The organism is Pseudomonas sp. UBA7500 (assembly GCF_002478435.1).
Lineage (GTDB): Bacteria > Pseudomonadota > Gammaproteobacteria > Pseudomonadales > Pseudomonadaceae > Aquipseudomonas > Aquipseudomonas palmensis.
Genome location: NZ_DLNW01000027.1, coordinates 105,981 through 123,379, shown reverse-complemented (window position 1 = coordinate 123,379; position 17,399 = coordinate 105,981). Strand labels below are relative to the sequence as shown.

Annotated in this window: 18 protein-coding genes; 14 read left to right on the top strand and 4 right to left on the bottom strand. The window is 64.6% G+C overall.

Annotation, left to right across the window (positions count from 1 at the left end):
* Positions 1-48: 48 nt before the first annotated feature.
* From ccoM to B4I46_RS12395, 5 genes are all read left to right on the top strand, one after another.
* Positions 49-165, top strand: a complete 117-nt coding sequence (gene ccoM / locus B4I46_RS12415; protein ID WP_043862641.1) for a cytochrome c oxidase subunit CcoM — start codon at positions 49-51, stop codon at positions 163-165.
* A gap of 242 nt (positions 166-407) precedes the next feature.
* Positions 408-2,396 carry an FUSC family protein gene (locus tag B4I46_RS12410; RefSeq protein WP_043862599.1) on the top strand — a complete coding sequence of 663 codons (1,989 nt, stop codon included), beginning with the start codon at positions 408-410 and terminating at the stop codon, positions 2,394-2,396.
* Complete coding sequence (locus B4I46_RS12405; protein ID WP_043862598.1) at positions 2,383-2,589, top strand: DUF1656 domain-containing protein; 207 nt, start codon at positions 2,383-2,385, stop codon at positions 2,587-2,589. The genes B4I46_RS12410 and B4I46_RS12405 overlap by 14 nt, the downstream gene beginning before the upstream one ends.
* An 11-nt stretch (positions 2,590-2,600) precedes the next feature.
* Positions 2,601-3,458 carry an HlyD family secretion protein gene (locus tag B4I46_RS12400; protein ID WP_054914719.1) on the top strand — a complete coding sequence of 286 codons (858 nt, stop codon included), beginning with the start codon at positions 2,601-2,603 and terminating at the stop codon, positions 3,456-3,458.
* Between the two features lie 52 nt (positions 3,459-3,510).
* A complete protein-coding gene (locus B4I46_RS12395; protein WP_058540986.1) occupies positions 3,511-3,930 on the top strand; it encodes a DMP19 family protein in 420 nt (139 codons plus the stop codon).
* 4 nt (positions 3,931-3,934) lie between these two features.
* On the opposite strand, the gene B4I46_RS12390 is transcribed toward B4I46_RS12395, so the two are convergent.
* Complete coding sequence (locus B4I46_RS12390) at positions 3,935-4,693, bottom strand: SDR family NAD(P)-dependent oxidoreductase (protein ID WP_043862595.1); 759 nt, start codon at positions 4,691-4,693, stop codon at positions 3,935-3,937.
* A gap of 114 nt (positions 4,694-4,807) precedes the next feature.
* Between B4I46_RS12390 and B4I46_RS12385 the strand changes: the two genes are divergently transcribed.
* Positions 4,808-5,725 (top strand): LysR family transcriptional regulator, encoded by a 918-nt coding sequence (locus tag B4I46_RS12385; RefSeq protein WP_100633625.1) that lies wholly within the window; start codon positions 4,808-4,810, stop codon positions 5,723-5,725.
* Here the strand turns inward: B4I46_RS12385 and B4I46_RS12380 are convergent.
* Positions 5,664-6,878, bottom strand: coding sequence for a GAF domain-containing sensor histidine kinase (locus B4I46_RS12380; RefSeq protein WP_043862593.1), 1,215 nt, complete (start codon positions 6,876-6,878; stop codon positions 5,664-5,666). The two genes, B4I46_RS12385 and B4I46_RS12380, sit on opposite strands and share 62 nt — an antisense overlap.
* A gap of 192 nt (positions 6,879-7,070) precedes the next feature.
* Here B4I46_RS12380 and B4I46_RS12375 point away from each other — a divergent pair, with 192 nt between their 5' ends.
* Positions 7,071-7,394, top strand: a complete 324-nt coding sequence (locus B4I46_RS12375; protein WP_043862592.1) for a DUF2025 family protein — start codon at positions 7,071-7,073, stop codon at positions 7,392-7,394.
* A gap of 71 nt (positions 7,395-7,465) precedes the next feature.
* On the opposite strand, the gene B4I46_RS12370 is transcribed toward B4I46_RS12375, so the two are convergent.
* Positions 7,466-8,542 carry a diguanylate cyclase gene (locus tag B4I46_RS12370; protein WP_286900417.1) on the bottom strand — a complete coding sequence of 359 codons (1,077 nt, stop codon included), beginning with the start codon at positions 8,540-8,542 and terminating at the stop codon, positions 7,466-7,468.
* A 153-nt stretch (positions 8,543-8,695) separates the two neighbouring features.
* On the opposite strand from B4I46_RS12370, the gene B4I46_RS12365 reads away from it, so the two are divergent.
* Positions 8,696-9,763 (top strand): MBL fold metallo-hydrolase, encoded by a 1,068-nt coding sequence (locus B4I46_RS12365; RefSeq protein ID WP_274096750.1) that lies wholly within the window; start codon positions 8,696-8,698, stop codon positions 9,761-9,763.
* On the opposite strand, the gene B4I46_RS12360 is transcribed toward B4I46_RS12365, so the two are convergent.
* Complete coding sequence (locus B4I46_RS12360; RefSeq protein WP_043862589.1) at positions 9,760-10,662, bottom strand: formate/nitrite transporter family protein; 903 nt, start codon at positions 10,660-10,662, stop codon at positions 9,760-9,762. The genes B4I46_RS12365 and B4I46_RS12360 overlap by 4 nt on opposite strands.
* A gap of 116 nt (positions 10,663-10,778) precedes the next feature.
* Here B4I46_RS12360 and B4I46_RS12355 point away from each other — a divergent pair, with 116 nt between their 5' ends.
* From B4I46_RS12355 to B4I46_RS12330, 6 genes are all read left to right on the top strand, one after another.
* Positions 10,779-11,972: a hypothetical protein gene (locus tag B4I46_RS12355; RefSeq protein WP_286900415.1), complete on the top strand. Its 1,194-nt coding sequence runs from the start codon at positions 10,779-10,781 to the stop codon at positions 11,970-11,972.
* Positions 11,973-12,053: 81 nt separating this feature from the next.
* Entirely contained in the window at positions 12,054-14,003 is a 1,950-nt protein-coding gene (locus B4I46_RS12350) for a flavin monoamine oxidase family protein (RefSeq protein ID WP_286900414.1), read from the top strand.
* Positions 14,004-14,130: 127 nt separating this feature from the next.
* Positions 14,131-15,027 carry a nitrilase family protein gene (locus tag B4I46_RS12345; protein WP_054914714.1) on the top strand — a complete coding sequence of 299 codons (897 nt, stop codon included), beginning with the start codon at positions 14,131-14,133 and terminating at the stop codon, positions 15,025-15,027.
* A gap of 9 nt (positions 15,028-15,036) precedes the next feature.
* Complete coding sequence (locus B4I46_RS12340; RefSeq protein ID WP_210015163.1) at positions 15,037-16,233, top strand: hypothetical protein; 1,197 nt, start codon at positions 15,037-15,039, stop codon at positions 16,231-16,233.
* Positions 16,234-16,290: 57 nt separating this feature from the next.
* Positions 16,291-16,854 (top strand): UPF0149 family protein, encoded by a 564-nt coding sequence (locus B4I46_RS12335; protein ID WP_116052140.1) that lies wholly within the window; start codon positions 16,291-16,293, stop codon positions 16,852-16,854.
* Between the two features lie 142 nt (positions 16,855-16,996).
* Positions 16,997-17,332 (top strand): low molecular weight protein tyrosine phosphatase family protein, encoded by a 336-nt coding sequence (locus B4I46_RS12330; protein ID WP_043862584.1) that lies wholly within the window; start codon positions 16,997-16,999, stop codon positions 17,330-17,332.
* Positions 17,333-17,399: the final 67 nt, after the last annotated feature.

Here is a 17,399-nt window from a genome sequence, read left to right as displayed (position 1 = left end):
TTCGCTACTGTTACCCCATCAGACAGGTGCAGGCGAATGGAGGCCGATATGTTCTTCGATAATGTGGTTATCGCTGGCGTTGTGACAGTCGGCCTGATGCTGCTGTTTTTCGCAGGCCTGGGTATTTTCATCTGGAAGGACTCGAACAAGCGCAAGCAGGGCTGATCCTTTCCGATACACGAGCACGCAAGGCATTTAGGGCAACTTCGGTTGCCCATTTTTTTTGCCTGAAATTTGGGGTGGCAGTAACGGGGCCTGCCGGGATGGGCCCTGTAGGCACGGCCTTGCCGGCGCGGGAAGGCAGAAAAATTCTGGACTATAAGTAGTTAGCTAGCTAATAATTCGCATCTGACCTTTCCCGCGTATCTGTGTCTATCTTTACTTCATCGCTTCCCAAGGTTCGATCCGTGCCCATCACTCTGCAGGCCCTGCTGGCGCCCAACCGACTCGCTGTGCAATTTGCCGTGAAAACCCTGCTTGGCGGCGGGTTGGCGCTGTGGCTGGCGTTGCGCTGGGGGCTGGAGCAACCGGCCTGGGCGTTGATGACGGCCTTCATCGTGGCCCAGCCGCTGTCGGGCATGGTGCTGCAGAAGGGCCTGGCACGCCTGTTCGGCACGCTGGTCGGGACGATCATGTCAGTGGTATTCATGGGCCTGTTCGCCCAGACGCCGTGGCTGTTTCTGCTGGCGCTGGCCCTGTGGCTGGCGCTGTGCACGGCCTGCTCGACCCTGCTGCGCAGCGCCTGGGCGTATTCCTTCGTGCTGGCCGGCTATACCGTGGCGATCATCGCCTTGCCGGCCATCAATCACCCGCTGCTGGTGTTCGACCAGGCGGTGGCACGCTGCACCGAGATCAGCCTGGGCATCATCTGCGCCACCTTGGTCAGCGCCTTGCTCTGGCCGATGCGGGTCGAGCAGCAGCTCAGCGGGCAGGCTCGCCAGGCCTGGCAAAGCGGCCTGCAGGCGGCCAGTGCGACCCTGACCGGCGAGGAGCAGGGGCGCAAGGGCCTTCTGGAGATTCTGGGGCGCATCGTTGCGGTGGATGCCCAGCGCGAACACGCCTGGTTCGAAGGCAGCCTGGGTCGCCAGCGTGCCCGGGCGATTCGCGGGCTCAGCCAGAAGCTGCTGATCCTGTTGCGCATCGCCCGTTCTGTACGCCGTCAGTGGCGCCAGCTCGACGACGAACAGGCGCAGCACATGGCCCCGTGGCTGAGCGAGGTGCAGGCCGCCCTGGCCGAGCCCGATCAGGCCGCACTGCTGGTGCTGCGCCAGCGCGTGTGGGATGCCGCCCATGACGAGCACAACAGCCCCGCGCAGCATTACTGCCTGGCGCGTCTGACCCTGCTGCTGGACAACGCCATGGCGGCGACCCTGGCCCTGCGTGCGGTGGAGGAGGGCAAGGCACCGGCCGACCTGCCCGACAGCCTGGCGGTGCACCGCGACGTGCCGCTGGCACTGCTGTTCGGCTCGCGCAGTGCGCTGGCGTTCCTGGCCATGGCCAGCTTCTGGCTGGCCACCGCCTGGTCGGCGGCGCCCGGCGGCCTGGTGCTCACCTGCGTGGTGTGCAGCCTGTTCGCCAGTCGCGAGAACGGCGCGCAGATCGGCATGAGTTTTTTGCGCGGCATCCTGCTGGCGGTGCCCGTGGCGTTCTTCGTCGGGCAGATCCTGCTGCCGCAGTGGAGCGGTTTCGCCTTGCTGTGCATGGGCATGGGGGTGCCGCTGTTCCTGGGCGCGCTGGGCATGGCCAACCCGAAAATCGGCGCCACAGCCACTTCGTACTGCCTGCACTTCATCGTGCTGGTGGCACCGCTCAATACCATGACGTTCGATGTGGCCAACTTTCTCAACAGTGCCCAGGCCATGCTGCTGGGGGTGGGCGCAGCGGTGCTGGCGTTCAAGCTGCTGGTGTTGCGCAACCCCGCATGGCACGGCCGGCGCCTGCGCGCCGCCACCCAGAACGACCTGGTACGCCTGACCCGGCGCGACCTGCGCGGCGCCGAAACCTGGTTTGGCGGGCGCATGGCCGACCGCCTGCTGCAGCTGGCGCGCCATTACACCGCGCTGCCCGAGCAGGAGCGCGGCCACTGGGACGATGGCCTGCACGGGCTGGACATCGGCGACGAACTGCTGCACCTGCGCATGTGCCTGGCGGTCGCCCAGGTGCCACCGGACGCGGCGCAGCGTGCGTATTTCCAGCAGCTGGAAAACGTGCTGGCACAGGGCCCGGGTGCCGGGCGCGGGCAGCGCCTGGATGCTGCCAGTGAAGCCTTCATCGCGGCGTTGCAGCAACGCCCCGACAGCGACCCGCTGCGTCTTGCCGTGGGCGCGGTACTGCAACTTCGACACAGCTGGGCCAAATGGTGCCGGCGACAGGAGGAACTCCATGGGGTTGCGTGAGTGGGCAATGGGCGGGGTACTGCTCAGCCCGTTTCTGATCTATGCGGTGCTGGCGCTGCTGCTGACTTTCGCGGTGCGGCTGCTGCTGCGTCTGACCCCGCTGGGGCGCTGGGTGTGGCATGAAGCCCTGTTCGACACTGCACTGTTCGTTTGTATTCTGGCCCTGGTCACCCGCGTACTGGGGCCCCTGTAAGGAGTTTGACCATGCGTACCTATGTGCGTGTTGCCGTAACCCTGTGCCTGGTGGTGGTGGCGGTGTTCGCCGGCCTCGAACTGTGGCGCTACTACATGCTCACCCCCTGGACCCGCGACGCGAAGATCCGCGCCGACGTGGTGATCGTCGCCCCGGATGTGTCGGGCTGGGTGCGCGAGCTCAAGGTGCACGACAACCAGGAGGTCAAGGCGGGGGACTTGCTGATGTCCATCGACAAGGACCGCTTCGAGGCCGCGCTGGATAAAGCCAATGCCGTGGCCGAGACCCGCCAGCAGCAACTGCGCCTGCGCGAACACGAGGCCTCGCGCCGCGCTGCACTGGGCCCGCAGGCGATCAGCGCCGAGCTGCGCGAAAATGCCCAGATCAACGCCGCCGTGGCCCGTGGCGAGCTGCGCCAGGCATTGGCCGAGGTCAAGGTGGCCGCGCTCAACCTGGCGCGCAGCCAGGTCAAGGCACCGCGGGACGGGCACATCACCAACCTGCGCCTGGCCGAGGGCAATTATGTGAATGCCGGGCAGCCGGTGATGGCGCTGGTGGACGACTCGACCTTCTATGTGCAGGCTTATTTCGAAGAAACCAAGCTGCCGCGCATCAAGGTCGGTGCGCCGGTCAAGGTGTGGCTGATGAGCGCCGGCGAGCCGATGCAGGGCCATGTGCAGAGCATCAGCCGCGGCATCACCGATCGCAACGCCACCCCCGACAGCCAGTTGCTGGCCGAAGTGGAGCCGACCTTCAACTGGGTGCGCCTGGCCCAGCGCATTCCGGTGCGCATCCGGCTCGACGAGGTGCCGGCGGGGGTCAACCTCAGTGCAGGCATGACCGCCAGCGTGCAGGTGCGCGAGGACTGAGGCGGCGCCTATAATCGCGCCCATCGATTCGGCACGTGGGCGAGGGAAGTACATGAGCATCACCAACAGCCCCACCTGGGCGCAACTCGAAGCACGCTGGGGTCACGGTTTCGACACCTTGCTGGCGCAGGAGCAGGAAGCCATCGCGCTGTGGTGGCTGGAGGCCGAAACCATGAACGGGCGGCTGGACCAGTATTTCTGGAACAGTGCCGGCGACCAGGCCCTGATCGCCTTGCGCGGCCTGCATGCCCTGCATATGCCGGTCACTGCCAAGGCGTTCGGTGATGCCCTGGCGCTGTTCGGCCCGCACTACCCCGAGCGTCGTGACGCGCGCATGGAGGTGCTCGAGGCGCTTGAGGCAGCGCACGGCGAGGACCTGTTCGAGGCCCCGTCGCGATTGATCCAGGACCTGCCCGAGGACTTCGTGCAGGCCGCACTGGACCGCCTCACCGAGCTGTACAGGCACCTCTGAGGTTTCAGAGGAACATCCCGCCCGACACCTCCACCCGCTGGCCGTTGATCCAGCTGCCACCGTCGCCGAGCAGCACAGCCACCGCCGCGCCGATATCATCCGGCAGGCCCACGCGGCCCAGGGCGGTGTTGCTGGCGATAAAGCCGTTCACCTGGTCATTGTCGCGCACCACACCGCCACCAAAGTCGGTCTCGATGGCACCGGGGGCCAGGATGTTCACGCGAATGCCACGCGCACCGAGCTCCTTGGCCTGGTAGCGGGTCAGCACCTCCATCGCCCCCTTCATCGCCGCGTAGGCGGCAAAGCCGGGCAGGGCAAAGCGGGTCAGCCCGGTGGAGATGTTGACGATGCGGCCCTGGTCGGCAAGCAGCGGCAGCAGCCGCTGGGTGAGAAAGAACGGGCCCTTGAGCTGGATGTTGAGCAGGGTATCGAACTGCGCTTCGGTGGTTTCGCTGAAGCTTGCGTTGATGCCGATGCCGGCGTTGTTCACCAGAAAGTCGAACTGCCGACGGCCGAAGGTACGCAGCAAGGTGTCATCGAGGGTGGCGGCGAACGCTTCGAAGCTGGCGCTGTTGCTCACGTCCAGTTGCAGCATGGTGGCGCGCACGCCTTTTTGCTCAAGCTCGGCCACCAGCGCGTGGGCCTCGTCGGCCTTGCTGTGGTAGGTGCCGATGATGTCGATGCCCTGGGCTGCCAGGTGCAACGCGGTGTTCCTGCCCAGGCCACGGCTGGCGCCGGTAATCAGTGCGATCTTGCGGGTCATGGTCGGTTCCTCGGGGTGGCTGAAGTCGAGCACAGTCTATTGGTCGCTCCGGTACTGATAAATCCGCTGGATTCGGAAATACTGTTCGGCAGGGTCGAACAATGGAGGGGCTGGATGAACACGCTGGAGCTGTTGCGCACCTTTGTGCGGGTTGCCGAACTGTCGAGCTTCACCCTGGCCGGTGAGAGCCTGGGGCTGCCGCGTTCTACCGTCTCGGAACAGGTGCGCCTGCTTGAGAGGCACCTGGGCACGCGCCTGCTCAACCGCACCACGCGGCGTGTACAGGCCACCCAGGATGGCCTGCAACTGTACGAGCGTAGCAAAGACCTGCTGTCGCGAATGGACGAGCTCGAAGGGCTGTTTCGGCCCGACCCGGCCCAGTTGCACGGTCGCCTGCGCATCGACCTGCCGACGCTGATGGCACGGCGCATCATTCTGCCGGCCTTGCCGGCGTTCATGCAGCAGCACCCGGGGCTGGCGCTGGAGATCAGTTGCACCGATCGCCAGGTCGATCTGGTGCGCGAGGGCTTCGACTGCGTGCTGCGCATTGGTGCGCTCAGTGACCTTGCGCTGGTCGCCCGGCCCCTGGGCAGCCTGCGCATGGTCAACTGCGCCAGCCCTGCCTACCTGCAGCGCATGGGGGTGCCGACACGGCTGGAGGCCCTGCGCGACCACCAGTTGATCCACTACGTACAGAACCTGGGGGCGCGCTGCCCGGGGTTCGAGTACCGACAGGGCGCCACGACGCGGTATCAGCCCATGGGCGGTGCAGTCACGGTGAACAATACCGATGCCTACGAAAGCGCCTGCCTGGCCGGGTTGGGCATCATCCAGGCGCCCTTTGCCGGTGTGCGCGAGTACCTGGAGAGCGGGCAACTGGTCAGCGTGCTGGACCAGCAGGTGCCCGAGCCGATGCCGGTGTCATTGCTGTTCGCTCGGCAGGTGCACCTGCCATTGCGGGTGGCGGCGTTCATGGGGTGGCTGGAGCAGGTTCTGGCGGGGCAACTCGATCCAGTGGCAGACGCAGGCTGAACAGCGTGCCGGCCTCGCGGCTGGACACCACTTCCATGCGCCCGCCATGGGCCAGGGCAATCTGGTTGGCGATGTACAGGCCCAGCCCCAGGCCGCTTTGCGGGGTGCCGTCGAGCGGGCGCGAAAACGGCTGGAACAGTTGCGCCATCACCGCCGGGGCAATCGGCGCGCCCTGGTTGTGCACGCCCAGGGTGAACACCTGCTGCTCGATACGCGCCGATACATCTACCGGGCTGTTGGCGTCGCCATGGTTCAGGGCGTTGGCCAGCAGGTTGGAGAGCAGCTGGGTGATCCGCTCGCGGTCGCAGCACATGCCGCTGAGGTCATCGATATGCAGGCGTATCACCCGCTGCGGGTAGACCCGTTGCAGCTCGGAGGCCACCTGACGCAGGGCGGTGTCCAGGTCGGGGCAGGGCTGGATGTTCACCATGATGCCGTTGCCCAGGCGCCCGCGGGCGAAATCCAGCACATCGCGCACCAGTTCGGTGGCACGGCGCCCGGAGGCGAGGATGTGCTCGGCGATGGTTCGCGAGCGTGCATCGCCCAGGCGCTTGACCAGCAGCTCGGCGCCGGCGGTGATGGCGAACAGCGGGTTGCGCAGGTCGTGGCCGAGCACCGCGATGAACTGTTCGCGCAGCTCGGCGATGGCCAGCTCCTTCTTCAGCGCCGCCTCGGTCTGCTGGGCGGCTTCCTCGCTCTCGATCTGGATCGTCAACAGCCGCGCGAAGGACTCCATCATCGGCTGGATGGCACTGCCGGTGAGGGCGGCCGGGGCCGGATCGAGCGCGCAGATGGTGCCGAAAAAGCTGCCGTTGGTACGGAACACCGGCACCGAGATATAGCTTTCGAAGCGGTACAGGCGCGGGGTGGGGTGGTGGCAGTAGCGGGCGTCCTCGCTGGCCTTGTCGATCACGATGGTCTGGTGGCTGCCGCGAATCTCGTGGCATAGCGTGGTGGCCACGTCCAGCTCGCCGCCCACTCCCAGGCCAAAGCCCAGGTTGTCGAGCACGGCGCAGGCGGTCCAGTTGTTCTCGGTGACACGGGCCACGGCCGCAAAGCGCATGCCAGTGGTTTCGCAGATCACCTGGAGGATGGCCGGCACGGCGTTGATCCGCGCAATCGTGGCAAGGTCGGCGGTGATGGCAGTACTCATGGAACGTCCACGTGGCTGGCGGCAAGGTGAGGATGTCTGGCAGTTTAGCGAAAAAAAGGGTGTCAGGCGCAGGCGGGTTTTTAGTAACCTCTGCCTGTCGAGCTTCTCCGTCAGAGAGGGCCGCAGACGACCCGCCCCGCGTGCCAATTCCATTCACCCCGCATCTTCGACGATGCTTCAGTGAGGTTTGACATGCACATCACTTCCCAGGATATCTGCGCCGCGGCCGACCAGCTCAAGGGCTTCGTAGGCTTCAACCACAAGCTGGGCCGGCATATCGTGCGCTTCAGCGAAGACTCGTTCGGCATGGACGTGGCCGACGACAGCATCATCCCCAGCCATGAATTCGTGTGGCAGGCGAGTGGCGGCGAGGTGATGACCTTGCGCCGCGAACTGATCGAGGTGCTGCTGGCGCAGAATGTCGACGAGCGGTTGAACATCACCGAGCCGTTGCGGGTGTACCTGCGTCGCAACGACCTGCCGGAGATCGCGGCCCAGCGCCGCTTGCGGGCGTGACACAGGGCCGCAAGCCCTAGCTGCAGGAGCCGGCCATGCCGGCGAAGGCGCCGGAACGTGGTGCCTGCATTTCAGTCCGGGTAGGCCAGGCGCAGCGGCACCACCTCGCCGCGGGCCACATTGACCTTGTTGCGGCCACTCTGCTTGGCCGCATACAGCGCCTTGTCCGCCTCGTTCAGCCACACCATGGAGTCTGCGAAGCCTGGCTGGAAGCTGGCCAGGCCGATGCTCAGGCTGATGCGCAATTGCGGGAGCTGCTCGTTGCGGTACTCGTTGACCCGCTGGCGCAGGCGCTCCATGACCTGGCTGGCATGCTCCAGGCTGCACCCGGGCAGGATCACGCCGAATTCATCCCCGCCGTAGCGCCCCGGCACGTCGTCCTCGCGCAGGTTGCGCTTGAGCTCGACGCTCAGCTGGCGCAGCACGCAGTCACCCACCACATGGCCATACACATCGTTGATGGTCTTGAAGTGGTCGATGTCGATGATCGCGATCACGGCCTGGGCCGGGGCCTGCTGGCACAGCTGAAAACGCAGTTGCAGCAGGTCTTTCCATGAGCCGTGGTTGAACAGGCCGGTGAGGCTGTCGGTGCGGCTCAGCGCACTGAGGCTGCGCTTGTGCTCGGCCAGCTTGATCGCCAGGCGGTAGCACACCCAGCCCAGCGCCAGCGGATAGAGGGTCAGCATCGGCAGGCAGGCGTACACCTGCAGGGTGCTGACCTCCAGTTGCAGGCTCGGCCCGAACAGCACCACCGCCGCCACCATGCCCAGCCCCATGGCCAAAAGACCTTGCACAAACAGGCGCTGACCACCGGCGGCGACGTTGTTCATGCCCATCATGGCCAGGATGGTGACGCTGATCAGCGGGTTGAACTGCACGGTGCCGGCCCAGAAGCCACCCATCAGCGAGTCGACCATCAGGTTGCGCTGTTCGGCGCGATAGGGGGCTTGCGAGCGCAGGCCGAGCTGGTAGGCCAGGTGCGGCCAGCCCAGCCCGTTGAACACCAGCAGCGCTACGACCCAGTACGGCAGCTGCAGGGGCAGCACGCCGGAGAGCACGCTGAACAGGCCGATACCTGAGCCGATGATACGCGGCAGGTAAATTCTTCTGACAAATGATAGTCCCTTGCCGTTGCTGATTTGAGTCATGATTTGCCGATCTGCCTGACGCCGTTCATCGCATAATTTGCGTGAATATTGTTGAACAAGCCGGGCTGTTCAAGAATGGCCTTGCAGGCCATTTCACAGTTGGTACGGGCAATGGGCATGCACCTGAAACGGTTAGTCGGAGTATTTGCATTCATGGCTTCCCTTGCAGCACAAGCCACCGAAACCCCCGCGCAGCCGTCGCTGCAGCAGGACGGGCGGTACCGCAACCAGGCCCAGTTGCCCCGCGACGGGGTGCTGAAAAAACTGCGCATCGGTTTCAAGTTCCTGTTTCTGAGCAAGCCGGCCGACACCCGGCCAACCCTGCCGATACCGGTGCACCCCCTGAGCCAGGCCCAGGTGCTGGCCGCGCCGGACCGCAGCCTGTGGCGCCTGGGCCATTCCACGGTGCTGCTCAAGCTGCGCGATCGTTTCTTCATCACCGACCCGGTGTTCGCCGAGCGCGCCTCGCCGGTGCAGTGGGCCGGCCCGCAGCGCTTTCACCAGCCGCCGCTGGCGCTGGAGCAACTGCCGCCGATCACGGCGGTGATACTGTCCCACGACCATTACGACCATCTGGATGAACGGGCGGTGCTGGCCCTGGCCGAGCGCACCGAGGTGTTTCTTGCCCCGCTTGGGGTGGGCGACACCCTGGTCGGGTGGGGCGTGCCTGCGGCCAAGGTGCGCCAGCTCGACTGGTGGCAGGCCACGGAGGTTGCGGGCATCCAGTTCGTCGCCACCCCGGCGCAGCACTTCTCCGGGCGCGGGCTGTTCGACAGCAACCGCACCCTGTGGGCGTCATGGGTGGTGCTCGATGAGGACCTGCGCCTGTTCTTCAGCGGCGATACGGGCTATTTCGAGGGCTTCAGGCAGATCGGCGAACGTTATGGGCCATTCGACGTGACCCTGATGGAAACCGGCGCCTACAACGTCAACTGGCCCAATGTGCACATGCAGCCCGAGCAGAGCCTGCAGGCGCACCTGGACCTGCGCGGGCGCTGGTTGCTGCCGATCCACAACGGCACCTTCGACCTTTCCACCCACGCCTGGCATGAACCCTTCGACCGCATCATGGCCCTGGCGGCCAACGCACGGGTACCGCTGAGCACCCCGCAGATGGGGGAGCGGGTCAGCCTGGTGCAACCGCAGCGGGGTACCGCGTGGTGGCTTCCACTGGAGCAACAGCAGGCTCAGGCGGGCGTGTTGGCCACCGGGCAGCGCTAAGGTGCGTCGCTAGGGTCGCGCCGGCCGGGCAAGGGGCGCTCGCGGCCCTTGCTCAGGGTTTCATCGGGCAGGCCGGCGTCGCTTCGAATCTGCGCATGGCTGATCAGCGCGAAGATGAAGCTGCCACCCACGATGTTGCCCGCCAGGGTCGGCGCGGCAAAGTGCAGCCAGAACTGCTGCCAGCTCACTTCCCCGGCCCACACCAGGTACGACACCTCGACCGAGCCAACCACGATATGGGTGAAGTCACCCAGCGCCATTAGATAGGTGATCAGCAGGATGATCCAGATCTTGGCGTTCTCCATCGACGGGATCATCCACACCATGGTGGCGATCATCCAGCCCGAGATGATGCCTTTGGCAAACATCTGGCCCACCTCGTTTTCCATGACCTTGCGCCCCACTTCGAGAAAGGCGAGATCGGTCTTGGTGTCGAAGATCGGCAGGTGCAGCATCACGTATGACACCAGCACGGTGCCCACTAGGTTGCCGAACAGCACCACGCCCCACAGGCGCAACAGGCGCCCCACATTGTTGAACGTGGGTTTGGTCATCACCGGCAGCACGGCGGTCAGGGTATTTTCGGTAAACAGTTGCTGGCGCGCGAGAATCACCGCCAGAAAGCCCGCCGAATAGCCCAGGCTGGCGATCACCTGGCTGCTGTCGCCCTCGGGCAGGCGGGAATAGAACAGCCCCATCGCCATCAGCGACAGGCCCATGCTCAAGCCGGCCGCCAGTGCCGACCACCACAGCGCCGCGATGGTGCGCTGCAGTTCCTTGTCGCCCTGGGCGCGGATGATCTCGTGGAGCACAGCGGCACGTGGCGGCTGGTTGTGGCTGACCTCCTGCTCTTCGTCCGCTGACAGGCCCGGGGTCTTGCCGCTTTTCTGCTCGTTCATGGGGGAGGCTTCCGTGGTGGGCTCTGAGTAAAGATCCGCCGCCGTTCAATTAGTTGCCTAGTGCCGCAGGCTTTGTCGGCATAATTCACCCCTCTTGAATAGCGGACGTTTTTCCCATGAAACATGGATGTTGCGTCGCACTGCTGGCCGCGCAGGCCTTGACCGCAGCCATGCCCGCCCAGGCGGGCTTGGACAGCGACGTGTTCACCGGTACCCTGGGTACCCAGTCGATCGTGCTGGAGCTCGACCGCGCCGTGCCCGAGGATGTCAGTGGGCGTTACTTCTACGTAAAGCATCACCACGACCTGCAGCTCACCGGCAGCATCCAGGGCACGCGGATTCAACTGGTGGAGGGGCATGAGCCGGCTCCGGAGGCAGGCATCGACTCGCTGCCAACACTCGCGCTGTGGCCGGCTGCCCAAGGCGGCCTGCAAGGTGAGTGGCAAAGCGCCCAGGGCAAACGCCTGCCGATCACGCTGCTGCCGGCACGACTGCCGCAGGTACCGTCGGGTGCCGATCCGTTCCTGGCCCGCCAGTACACCGACTCACCCTATGAATACCTGAGGCTGATGCAACTGCCGTTGAAGCCGGGCGAGCTTGAACACTTTCAAGGCTACCCGCTGCGCTGGCTGAGCGAGCCGTCCTCGGGGATAAGCCTGTTCGTGATCGAGGACGGTTACCCTGCGCAGCAGCTCACACGCCTCAACCAGTTGCTGCGCGCGCGCCTGTCCAGTGATGTGGTGGCCTACCACCAGTGCATGCTGCTGGGGCGCCCTGGCGGGTACTACCGGCAGACGGTGACGCCGCGGTTCATGAGCAATGCGCTGCTCAGTGTCAGCATCGTGCAGGACTACAGCTGCGACGGCACGCCGATGCTGCCCACCGATGCGCCGCTCAACCTGGCGGTGGAGTCGGGCAAGGAGCTGACCCTGGACGATGTGCTGTGGGTGGGCGAGGGCAAGCCGTTTCACTACGAGTACCAGCCTGGCCCCAACCCCGAGCAGTTCGCCACCGTGAGTTTCGGTGCCTATGTGGACTACCGCTCGCGCACCTTTGCGCCGTGGTTGCTGGGCCAGCTCAAGCAGCTTTATCCGCAGCACATGTTGGGCGAGGTGGGCGAGGACGGCTGCGATTATGCACAGGCGCAGGTGTGGCAGATGCCCACATGGCGCTTTACCCCCGAAGGCATCCAGTTCGACCCGGTGTTCGACAGCGTGCAGCGCCATTGCCGTGGGGTGGGCTGGGCGGTGCTGCCGTATCGCATAGTGAGGCAGCATGCAGGTGGGGTGGCGCTCGAACTGCCGGAGTGAGGGCGTTCAACTATGTAGCACCGCTGCAGCCGGCAGCGACTTCAAGCTCTCTGCTCCGCCACTTCAAGCAGAGAGCAGCCCATGACTATCGGTTCCACCTACAACCATCCCGCTGATGTTGCGACCCCCTTGGCGGGTAATGCCGAAGGCTGGTCGGCGCGGTTCCCCAACCCGCCCGATCTGTGTTTCGACTACCGCAGGTTGCTCGAGCAGGTCGGTGGTATCGCCCAAGCCCGTCGCGCCGAGCACCGCATTTGCATCATCGGTGCCGGCGTTACCGGCTTGACTGCCGCCCGCGAGCTGCTGCGTTGCGGCTTCCAGCACATCACCCTGATCGAAAAGTCGCAACGGATCGGCGGTCGGCACATGACCATCGTCGACCCTGGCCCAGGCGACAGGGAGCCTTCGACGCCGTTCGAAATGGGCGCCATGCGCATGCCGTTGTTCAATCGCAGTGGCGAAGCGCCGAAAGAGGGGCGCTCGTTGATGGCGTACTACGCCAGTCAGTTCGATCTGCGCTTGTCCGATTTTCCCAACCCGGGTACGCCTGCCGTACGCTCGACAGGCATCTACCTGCGTGAAGGTCTGCTGGACGGCGAGGGCGAGCCGACGCTGTTGATCTGGGACAACGCTGACGGCCGGACACCGCCACCTACGGCCACCTTGCAACAGGTACATGAAAAGTGGCGGGTGTTTGCCGACCGGATGACCGAAACCGTGGCGCAAGCCTATGGCGGCGAGCAGTGGGAAGACCTGTGGGCCGCCATTGTTGAACGCTATCAGGCAATGTCGTTTCGGGACCTGGTCAGGTTGCCGGCAATTGATGTGTGGAACCCCGAAACGCCCGGCGACTTCGGCGGCCTGGGCATGAGCGCGGCAGAGTCCGCGGTGTTCTATGCCATCGGTATCGGCGACGGCAGTTGGGGGGCTTTCTATGATGTCTGCAGCCTGTATCCGCTGCGAACGGCGATCTTCGGCTTCAGCAGCCACCTGCAACTGGTGCATGGCCGCGTGGACGAGCAGGGTGACCCGCTGGACGCGCCGCTGGTTGCCAATCGGCCTGTATACGACAGCAGAGGTCTGCCGTTCGCGTCACCTACCTACCTGGGGCTGGCCGCTCTGGATGAATGCCTGTTGTTCATGCCGGTGGCGCCAACCGGTGCATCTCCCTACCAGCACCTCAGTGCCCTGCCCAACGGGCTGCTTACCGACAGCCCGGTTACTGGCCTGCGCAAGCTGGCGAACCAGCAGATTCGCGTGCAGTACCAGTGGCATGCCAGCGACCTGCAGTCGAGCACGTTGCAGAGCGAAGACTTCGACGCAGTGATCGTCACCTTGCCTTCCTGGCTGATCGAGACATCGGTGCGTCTTGAAGGCTTCACTGCAGCAATGCTGCCTCATCAGATCATCGATGCATACAAGACGGCGCACTGGGAAACCAGCTGCAAGGTGTATGCGCCATTGCAGAAAAGTTTTTTGCAACGTAATCAGGCCATCCCGCAAATTCTCGTTACTGACAGCTTTATCCACGATGTTTATGCCTATCGCTACAACGACCGCTATGCCAGCGACTGCATCCTGCTCAGCTACACCTGGGAGGACGACGCGACCAAGCTGGCCGCGTTCAGCGATGAGCAACTGGTGGAAAAGTGCGTGCAGGAGCTGGACCGGATCCTGTTGCGGTGCAGCAATGTGCAGGCACCGCTATCGCCGTATGTCGATACCCGCAATGCGCGGGTGCAGCGTTGGGTCACCGACCGCAATGCTCTGGGCTGCGCCAGGCTCTACCGGGCCGGCACCTACTACGATGCGTTGAGCCTGATGCGATACAGCCGTGAGCATGCCCGTCACAGCGGGTTGTACCTGGCAGGCGAGTCGTTCTCGGTGGATGCAGGCTGGACCGAGCCCTGCCTGCGCACCGCGATCGATGCAGTGATCAACCTGTGCAACGACACCGGGGCACTGTTCAACGGCGGTTTCAGCATGGCGGTCTATCCGCACTATCGCATTCAGCCCCAGGCGTCCCGGTAGGCCTTTCCTACAGGTGCAGAGCGGCCTTGCAGCATTGTCGGAAGGGGCCGACTTGTCCCTCTTGAGGGTTGTTTTGTCCACTGGAAAGCCTCCAAACGACAACTCGAACAACAAAAAGGACACTTCCATGCCTGCACCCTCTGTCCCGGTCAGCCCCGTGCGTATTGCCGTGATCCAGTTCGACCCGCAGGTCGGGCTGGACCAGTGCGACAACAACTTGTGCAAAGGTCTGCAGCTCGCCGAAGAGGCGGTGCATGACGGCGCCAACCTGATCGTGCTGCCCGAGCTTGCCAACACCGGCTACACCTTCGAGACCCGAGCAGAAGCCTATGCGCATGCCGAAACCCTCGATGAAGGTCCCAGTATCAAGACCTGGCGCGCCTTCGCCCGGGAGCATCAGGTGTACCTGGTGGCAGGATTTGCCGAGCGCGATGGCCTCAAGCTGTATGACAGCGCGGTGCTGTTCGGCCCCGACGGCCTGCTGGGGCATTACCGCAAGGCACACCTGTGGAACCAGGAAAAGCTCTGGTTCAGCCCCGGTGATCTGGGCTTTCCGGTGTTTGAAACCCCGATCGGCCGGATCGGCCTGATGATCTGCTGGGACGTATGGTTTCCCGAGGTGCCACGCCTGCTTGCGTTGCAGGGTGCAGACATCATCTGCAGCCTGAACAACTGGGTGTGGACACCGCCCCCGCTGTTCGATGCCAGCGGCAGGTGCATGGCCTCGTACCTCACCATCACCGCGGCCCACGTCAACAATGTCTACATTGCCGCCGCCAACCGCATCGGCAGCGAGCGTGGCGGGCGTTTTCTGGGGTGTTCGCTGATCGCGGGCACCAATGGCTGGCCGTTGGGCAAGGTGGGGGGCGCCGAGGACGAGTGCATCCTGTATGCCGATGTCGACCTCAGCACTGCACGCAGCGCGCCGGTCTGGAACAGCCTGAATGACCTGCCACGGGACCGTCGCACCGATTGCTATGGCGCGATGCTGGGTTATGACCAGCATCCAGCGCTGCCGCGCTGAGGAGTCGCCATGGACAAGTCAATCGACAAGGTGGAGGCAGGCTTTCTGCCTTTGCTGCTGATGTGCGTGTGCGTGTCGCTGGGCACCGGGGTGTTCATCGAGGTCATCAGCGGGCGTGCGGCATCCTGGGTCGGGGTATGGCCCGACTACGCGCACATGGTCGCCAACCTGCACGAGCCGCTGGCGCGGTTGCGCTGGATCGTCGGCGATATCAGCGAGGTAGCGTTCTACAAGCATGAGCTGCCGGCGATCGGGTTGCTGCTGGGCGCCGCGCTGGCCCATTGGGCACACCGCACGGGCCGGGCATGGCAGGGCTTTGCGATCTGCTATGGCACCGGGTTGTGGCCCTGGCTGGTGACCAGTTCGCTGCTGGGGCTGGTGTTCAGCCATGTGCTGTGGGGCTGGACGCTCAGCGCCAGCACCTGGCAACCCACCTTCGTCGCGTTTGTCTCGCTGCCGGCGGCGATGGTGCTGCTGTTCGGCGGCGGCTGGAAGGTCGCGATCAATGGCGCGTTGCTGGGTGCACTGCTGGTGACGCCAGCGAGCCTGCTGCTGGTCAACTACCTGTGCTACCCACTGGGCTTGCCGGTGGTGATCGGCAATGTTGGCGGCATGGCCGTGGCGAGCGTGCTGGCGTTCATGCTGTGCCGGCGGTTTGCAGGCCTGGTGCGCTCGACGCCGCCTGTCGATGCGCCGCCACCGGCACCGGTCGTCGAGAGAGCGACACCGCACCACGGCGTTGGCTGGACGCTGCGACGGGTGCTGGCCGACTTCAGCGAGGCGCCGTTCTTCGGCAATGAGCTGGCCAGCCTGGGCTTGTTGCTCGGCGTGCTGGCGGCCTACCTGCTGTCGCCGGCCGGGCCGGCCTACGGCTCCCAGCTGGTGCTGGAGATGGTGGGCGGGCAGGCGCTGGCGTCGCTGATCGGCGTGCTGTTGTGGCGCAGGCAATGGATACAGCGGGGGTGGTACCCGACCTACATCCCGATCGTGTCCGTGGTGCCGGCGGCGGTGCTGACATTGGGTGGCACGTGGGAGGTGGTGGTGCTCAGTGCCGGCCTGGGCGCGGTGATGGCACCGCCATTGGCGGTCGCAATCAGCCAGCGCCTGCCCAGCCATCTGCATGGGTACATTGGCAACGTGCTGTCGATGGCTGCCTGCACGCTGATGATCCTGCCACTTGTGGGGTGGCTGACGGGCGCCGGGTAAGCGCTGAAGGGCGGGGTGATGTAGTGTTACGGCAGGATCCCGCCTTGAGGCTATGCCATGACAGCTTTTGTACAGCCTTTGAACGATAAGGAAATGACCCGTCTTGATGGTTTTCTGCTCAAGTACGGTAACGATGAAGCCATCCTCACGCTCTCGGAGCTGGATGGCTTTCTGGTGGCGCTGGCCAGTTCGCCCGTGTTGTTGACGCCCAACGAATGGCTGCCCGAAGTGACCGGTGGCAGAGCGCCGCGGTTCAAGAAGCCGGCCGAGGCCGAGGCGTTTTCGGCGTTGTTGATGCGCTACATGAACAACGTGGCGGGCGAACTCAGTGAGGCGTGTGATGCCTTCGAGCCGTTGTTTCTCGAAGACGAGTCCGAGCCTGATCCGCAGGTGGTGGTCGAGGAGTGGTGCTTCGGCTATTTGCGGGGTGTGCAGGTAGCGCGCTGGCCGGCGCTGCCGCCGGTACAGGTACGGCACCTGGAGGCGATTGCGCTGCATGGGCTGGACGAGAACATCGAAAAAGTCGAGGCGTTGCAGCCGCAGGAGCATGCGGCTTCGGTCGAGGCCGTCGTGATCGGTTTGCGGGCGTTGTATCGGTTTTTCGATTCGCAGCGCGGGTAGCCATCGCGCGACCCTCTGATTTGCCGACGCCATCGCGGGTCAAGCCCGCTCCCACAAAGTGTTTGCGCCCTCCTGTGGGAGCGGGCTTGCCCCGCGATGGGCTGTCTGCCAACCCTAATCTTGTTGTAATTCCAGGTAATCAATGACACTGCATGTACTGTTCGTGTGTACTCAGAACCGCTTGCGCAGCCCCACGGCTGAACAGGTGTTTGCCGACTGGCCGGGGGTGGAGACGGCCTCTGCCGGTGTGGGCAATGATGCGGACGTGCCGGTGGGCAACGAGTTGCTGGCGTGGGCAGACCTGGTGATCGTGATGGAACAGGCGCACCGCAAGAAACTGTCGGCGCGATTCCGCTCGGTGCTGGGCGACAAGCGTATCGTTTGCCTGGGCATCCCGGACGACTATGGGTTCATGGCGCCGGAGTTGGTTGAACTGTTGAAGGCCAGGGTGCCGCAGTTTTTGCCGGATCAACTGTAGTAGTGCGCAAGGTCTGCTGGCCTCTTCGCCAGCAAGGCTGGCTCCTACCGGGTTCCAGCGTGACCCT

What these genes read in the sequence shown, in the direction of transcription:
- ccoM (WP_043862641.1), top strand. Translation starts at nt 49, where the DNA reads ATGTTCTTCGATAATGTGGTTATCGCTGGCGTTGTGACAGTCGGCCTG.
- B4I46_RS12405 (WP_043862598.1), top strand. Translation starts at nt 2,383, where the DNA reads ATGGGGTTGCGTGAGTGGGCAATGGGCGGGGTACTGCTCAGCCCGTTT.
- B4I46_RS12400 (WP_054914719.1), top strand. Translation starts at nt 2,601, where the DNA reads ATGCGTACCTATGTGCGTGTTGCCGTAACCCTGTGCCTGGTGGTGGTG.
- B4I46_RS12395 (WP_058540986.1), top strand. Translation starts at nt 3,511, where the DNA reads ATGAGCATCACCAACAGCCCCACCTGGGCGCAACTCGAAGCACGCTGG.
- B4I46_RS12390 (WP_043862595.1), bottom strand. Translation starts at nt 4,693, where the DNA reads ATGACCCGCAAGATCGCACTGATTACCGGCGCCAGCCGTGGCCTGGGC.
- B4I46_RS12385 (WP_100633625.1), top strand. Translation starts at nt 4,808, where the DNA reads ATGAACACGCTGGAGCTGTTGCGCACCTTTGTGCGGGTTGCCGAACTG.
- B4I46_RS12380 (WP_043862593.1), bottom strand. Translation starts at nt 6,878, where the DNA reads ATGAGTACTGCCATCACCGCCGACCTTGCCACGATTGCGCGGATCAAC.
- B4I46_RS12375 (WP_043862592.1), top strand. Translation starts at nt 7,071, where the DNA reads ATGCACATCACTTCCCAGGATATCTGCGCCGCGGCCGACCAGCTCAAG.
- B4I46_RS12370 (WP_286900417.1), bottom strand. Translation starts at nt 8,542, where the DNA reads ATGACTCAAATCAGCAACGGCAAGGGACTATCATTTGTCAGAAGAATT.
- B4I46_RS12365 (WP_274096750.1), top strand. Translation starts at nt 8,696, where the DNA reads ATGGCTTCCCTTGCAGCACAAGCCACCGAAACCCCCGCGCAGCCGTCG.
- B4I46_RS12360 (WP_043862589.1), bottom strand. Translation starts at nt 10,662, where the DNA reads ATGAACGAGCAGAAAAGCGGCAAGACCCCGGGCCTGTCAGCGGACGAA.
- B4I46_RS12355 (WP_286900415.1), top strand. Translation starts at nt 10,779, where the DNA reads ATGAAACATGGATGTTGCGTCGCACTGCTGGCCGCGCAGGCCTTGACC.
- B4I46_RS12350 (WP_286900414.1), top strand. Translation starts at nt 12,054, where the DNA reads ATGACTATCGGTTCCACCTACAACCATCCCGCTGATGTTGCGACCCCC.
- B4I46_RS12345 (WP_054914714.1), top strand. Translation starts at nt 14,131, where the DNA reads ATGCCTGCACCCTCTGTCCCGGTCAGCCCCGTGCGTATTGCCGTGATC.
- B4I46_RS12340 (WP_210015163.1), top strand. Translation starts at nt 15,037, where the DNA reads ATGGACAAGTCAATCGACAAGGTGGAGGCAGGCTTTCTGCCTTTGCTG.
- B4I46_RS12335 (WP_116052140.1), top strand. Translation starts at nt 16,291, where the DNA reads ATGACAGCTTTTGTACAGCCTTTGAACGATAAGGAAATGACCCGTCTT.
- B4I46_RS12330 (WP_043862584.1), top strand. Translation starts at nt 16,997, where the DNA reads ATGACACTGCATGTACTGTTCGTGTGTACTCAGAACCGCTTGCGCAGC.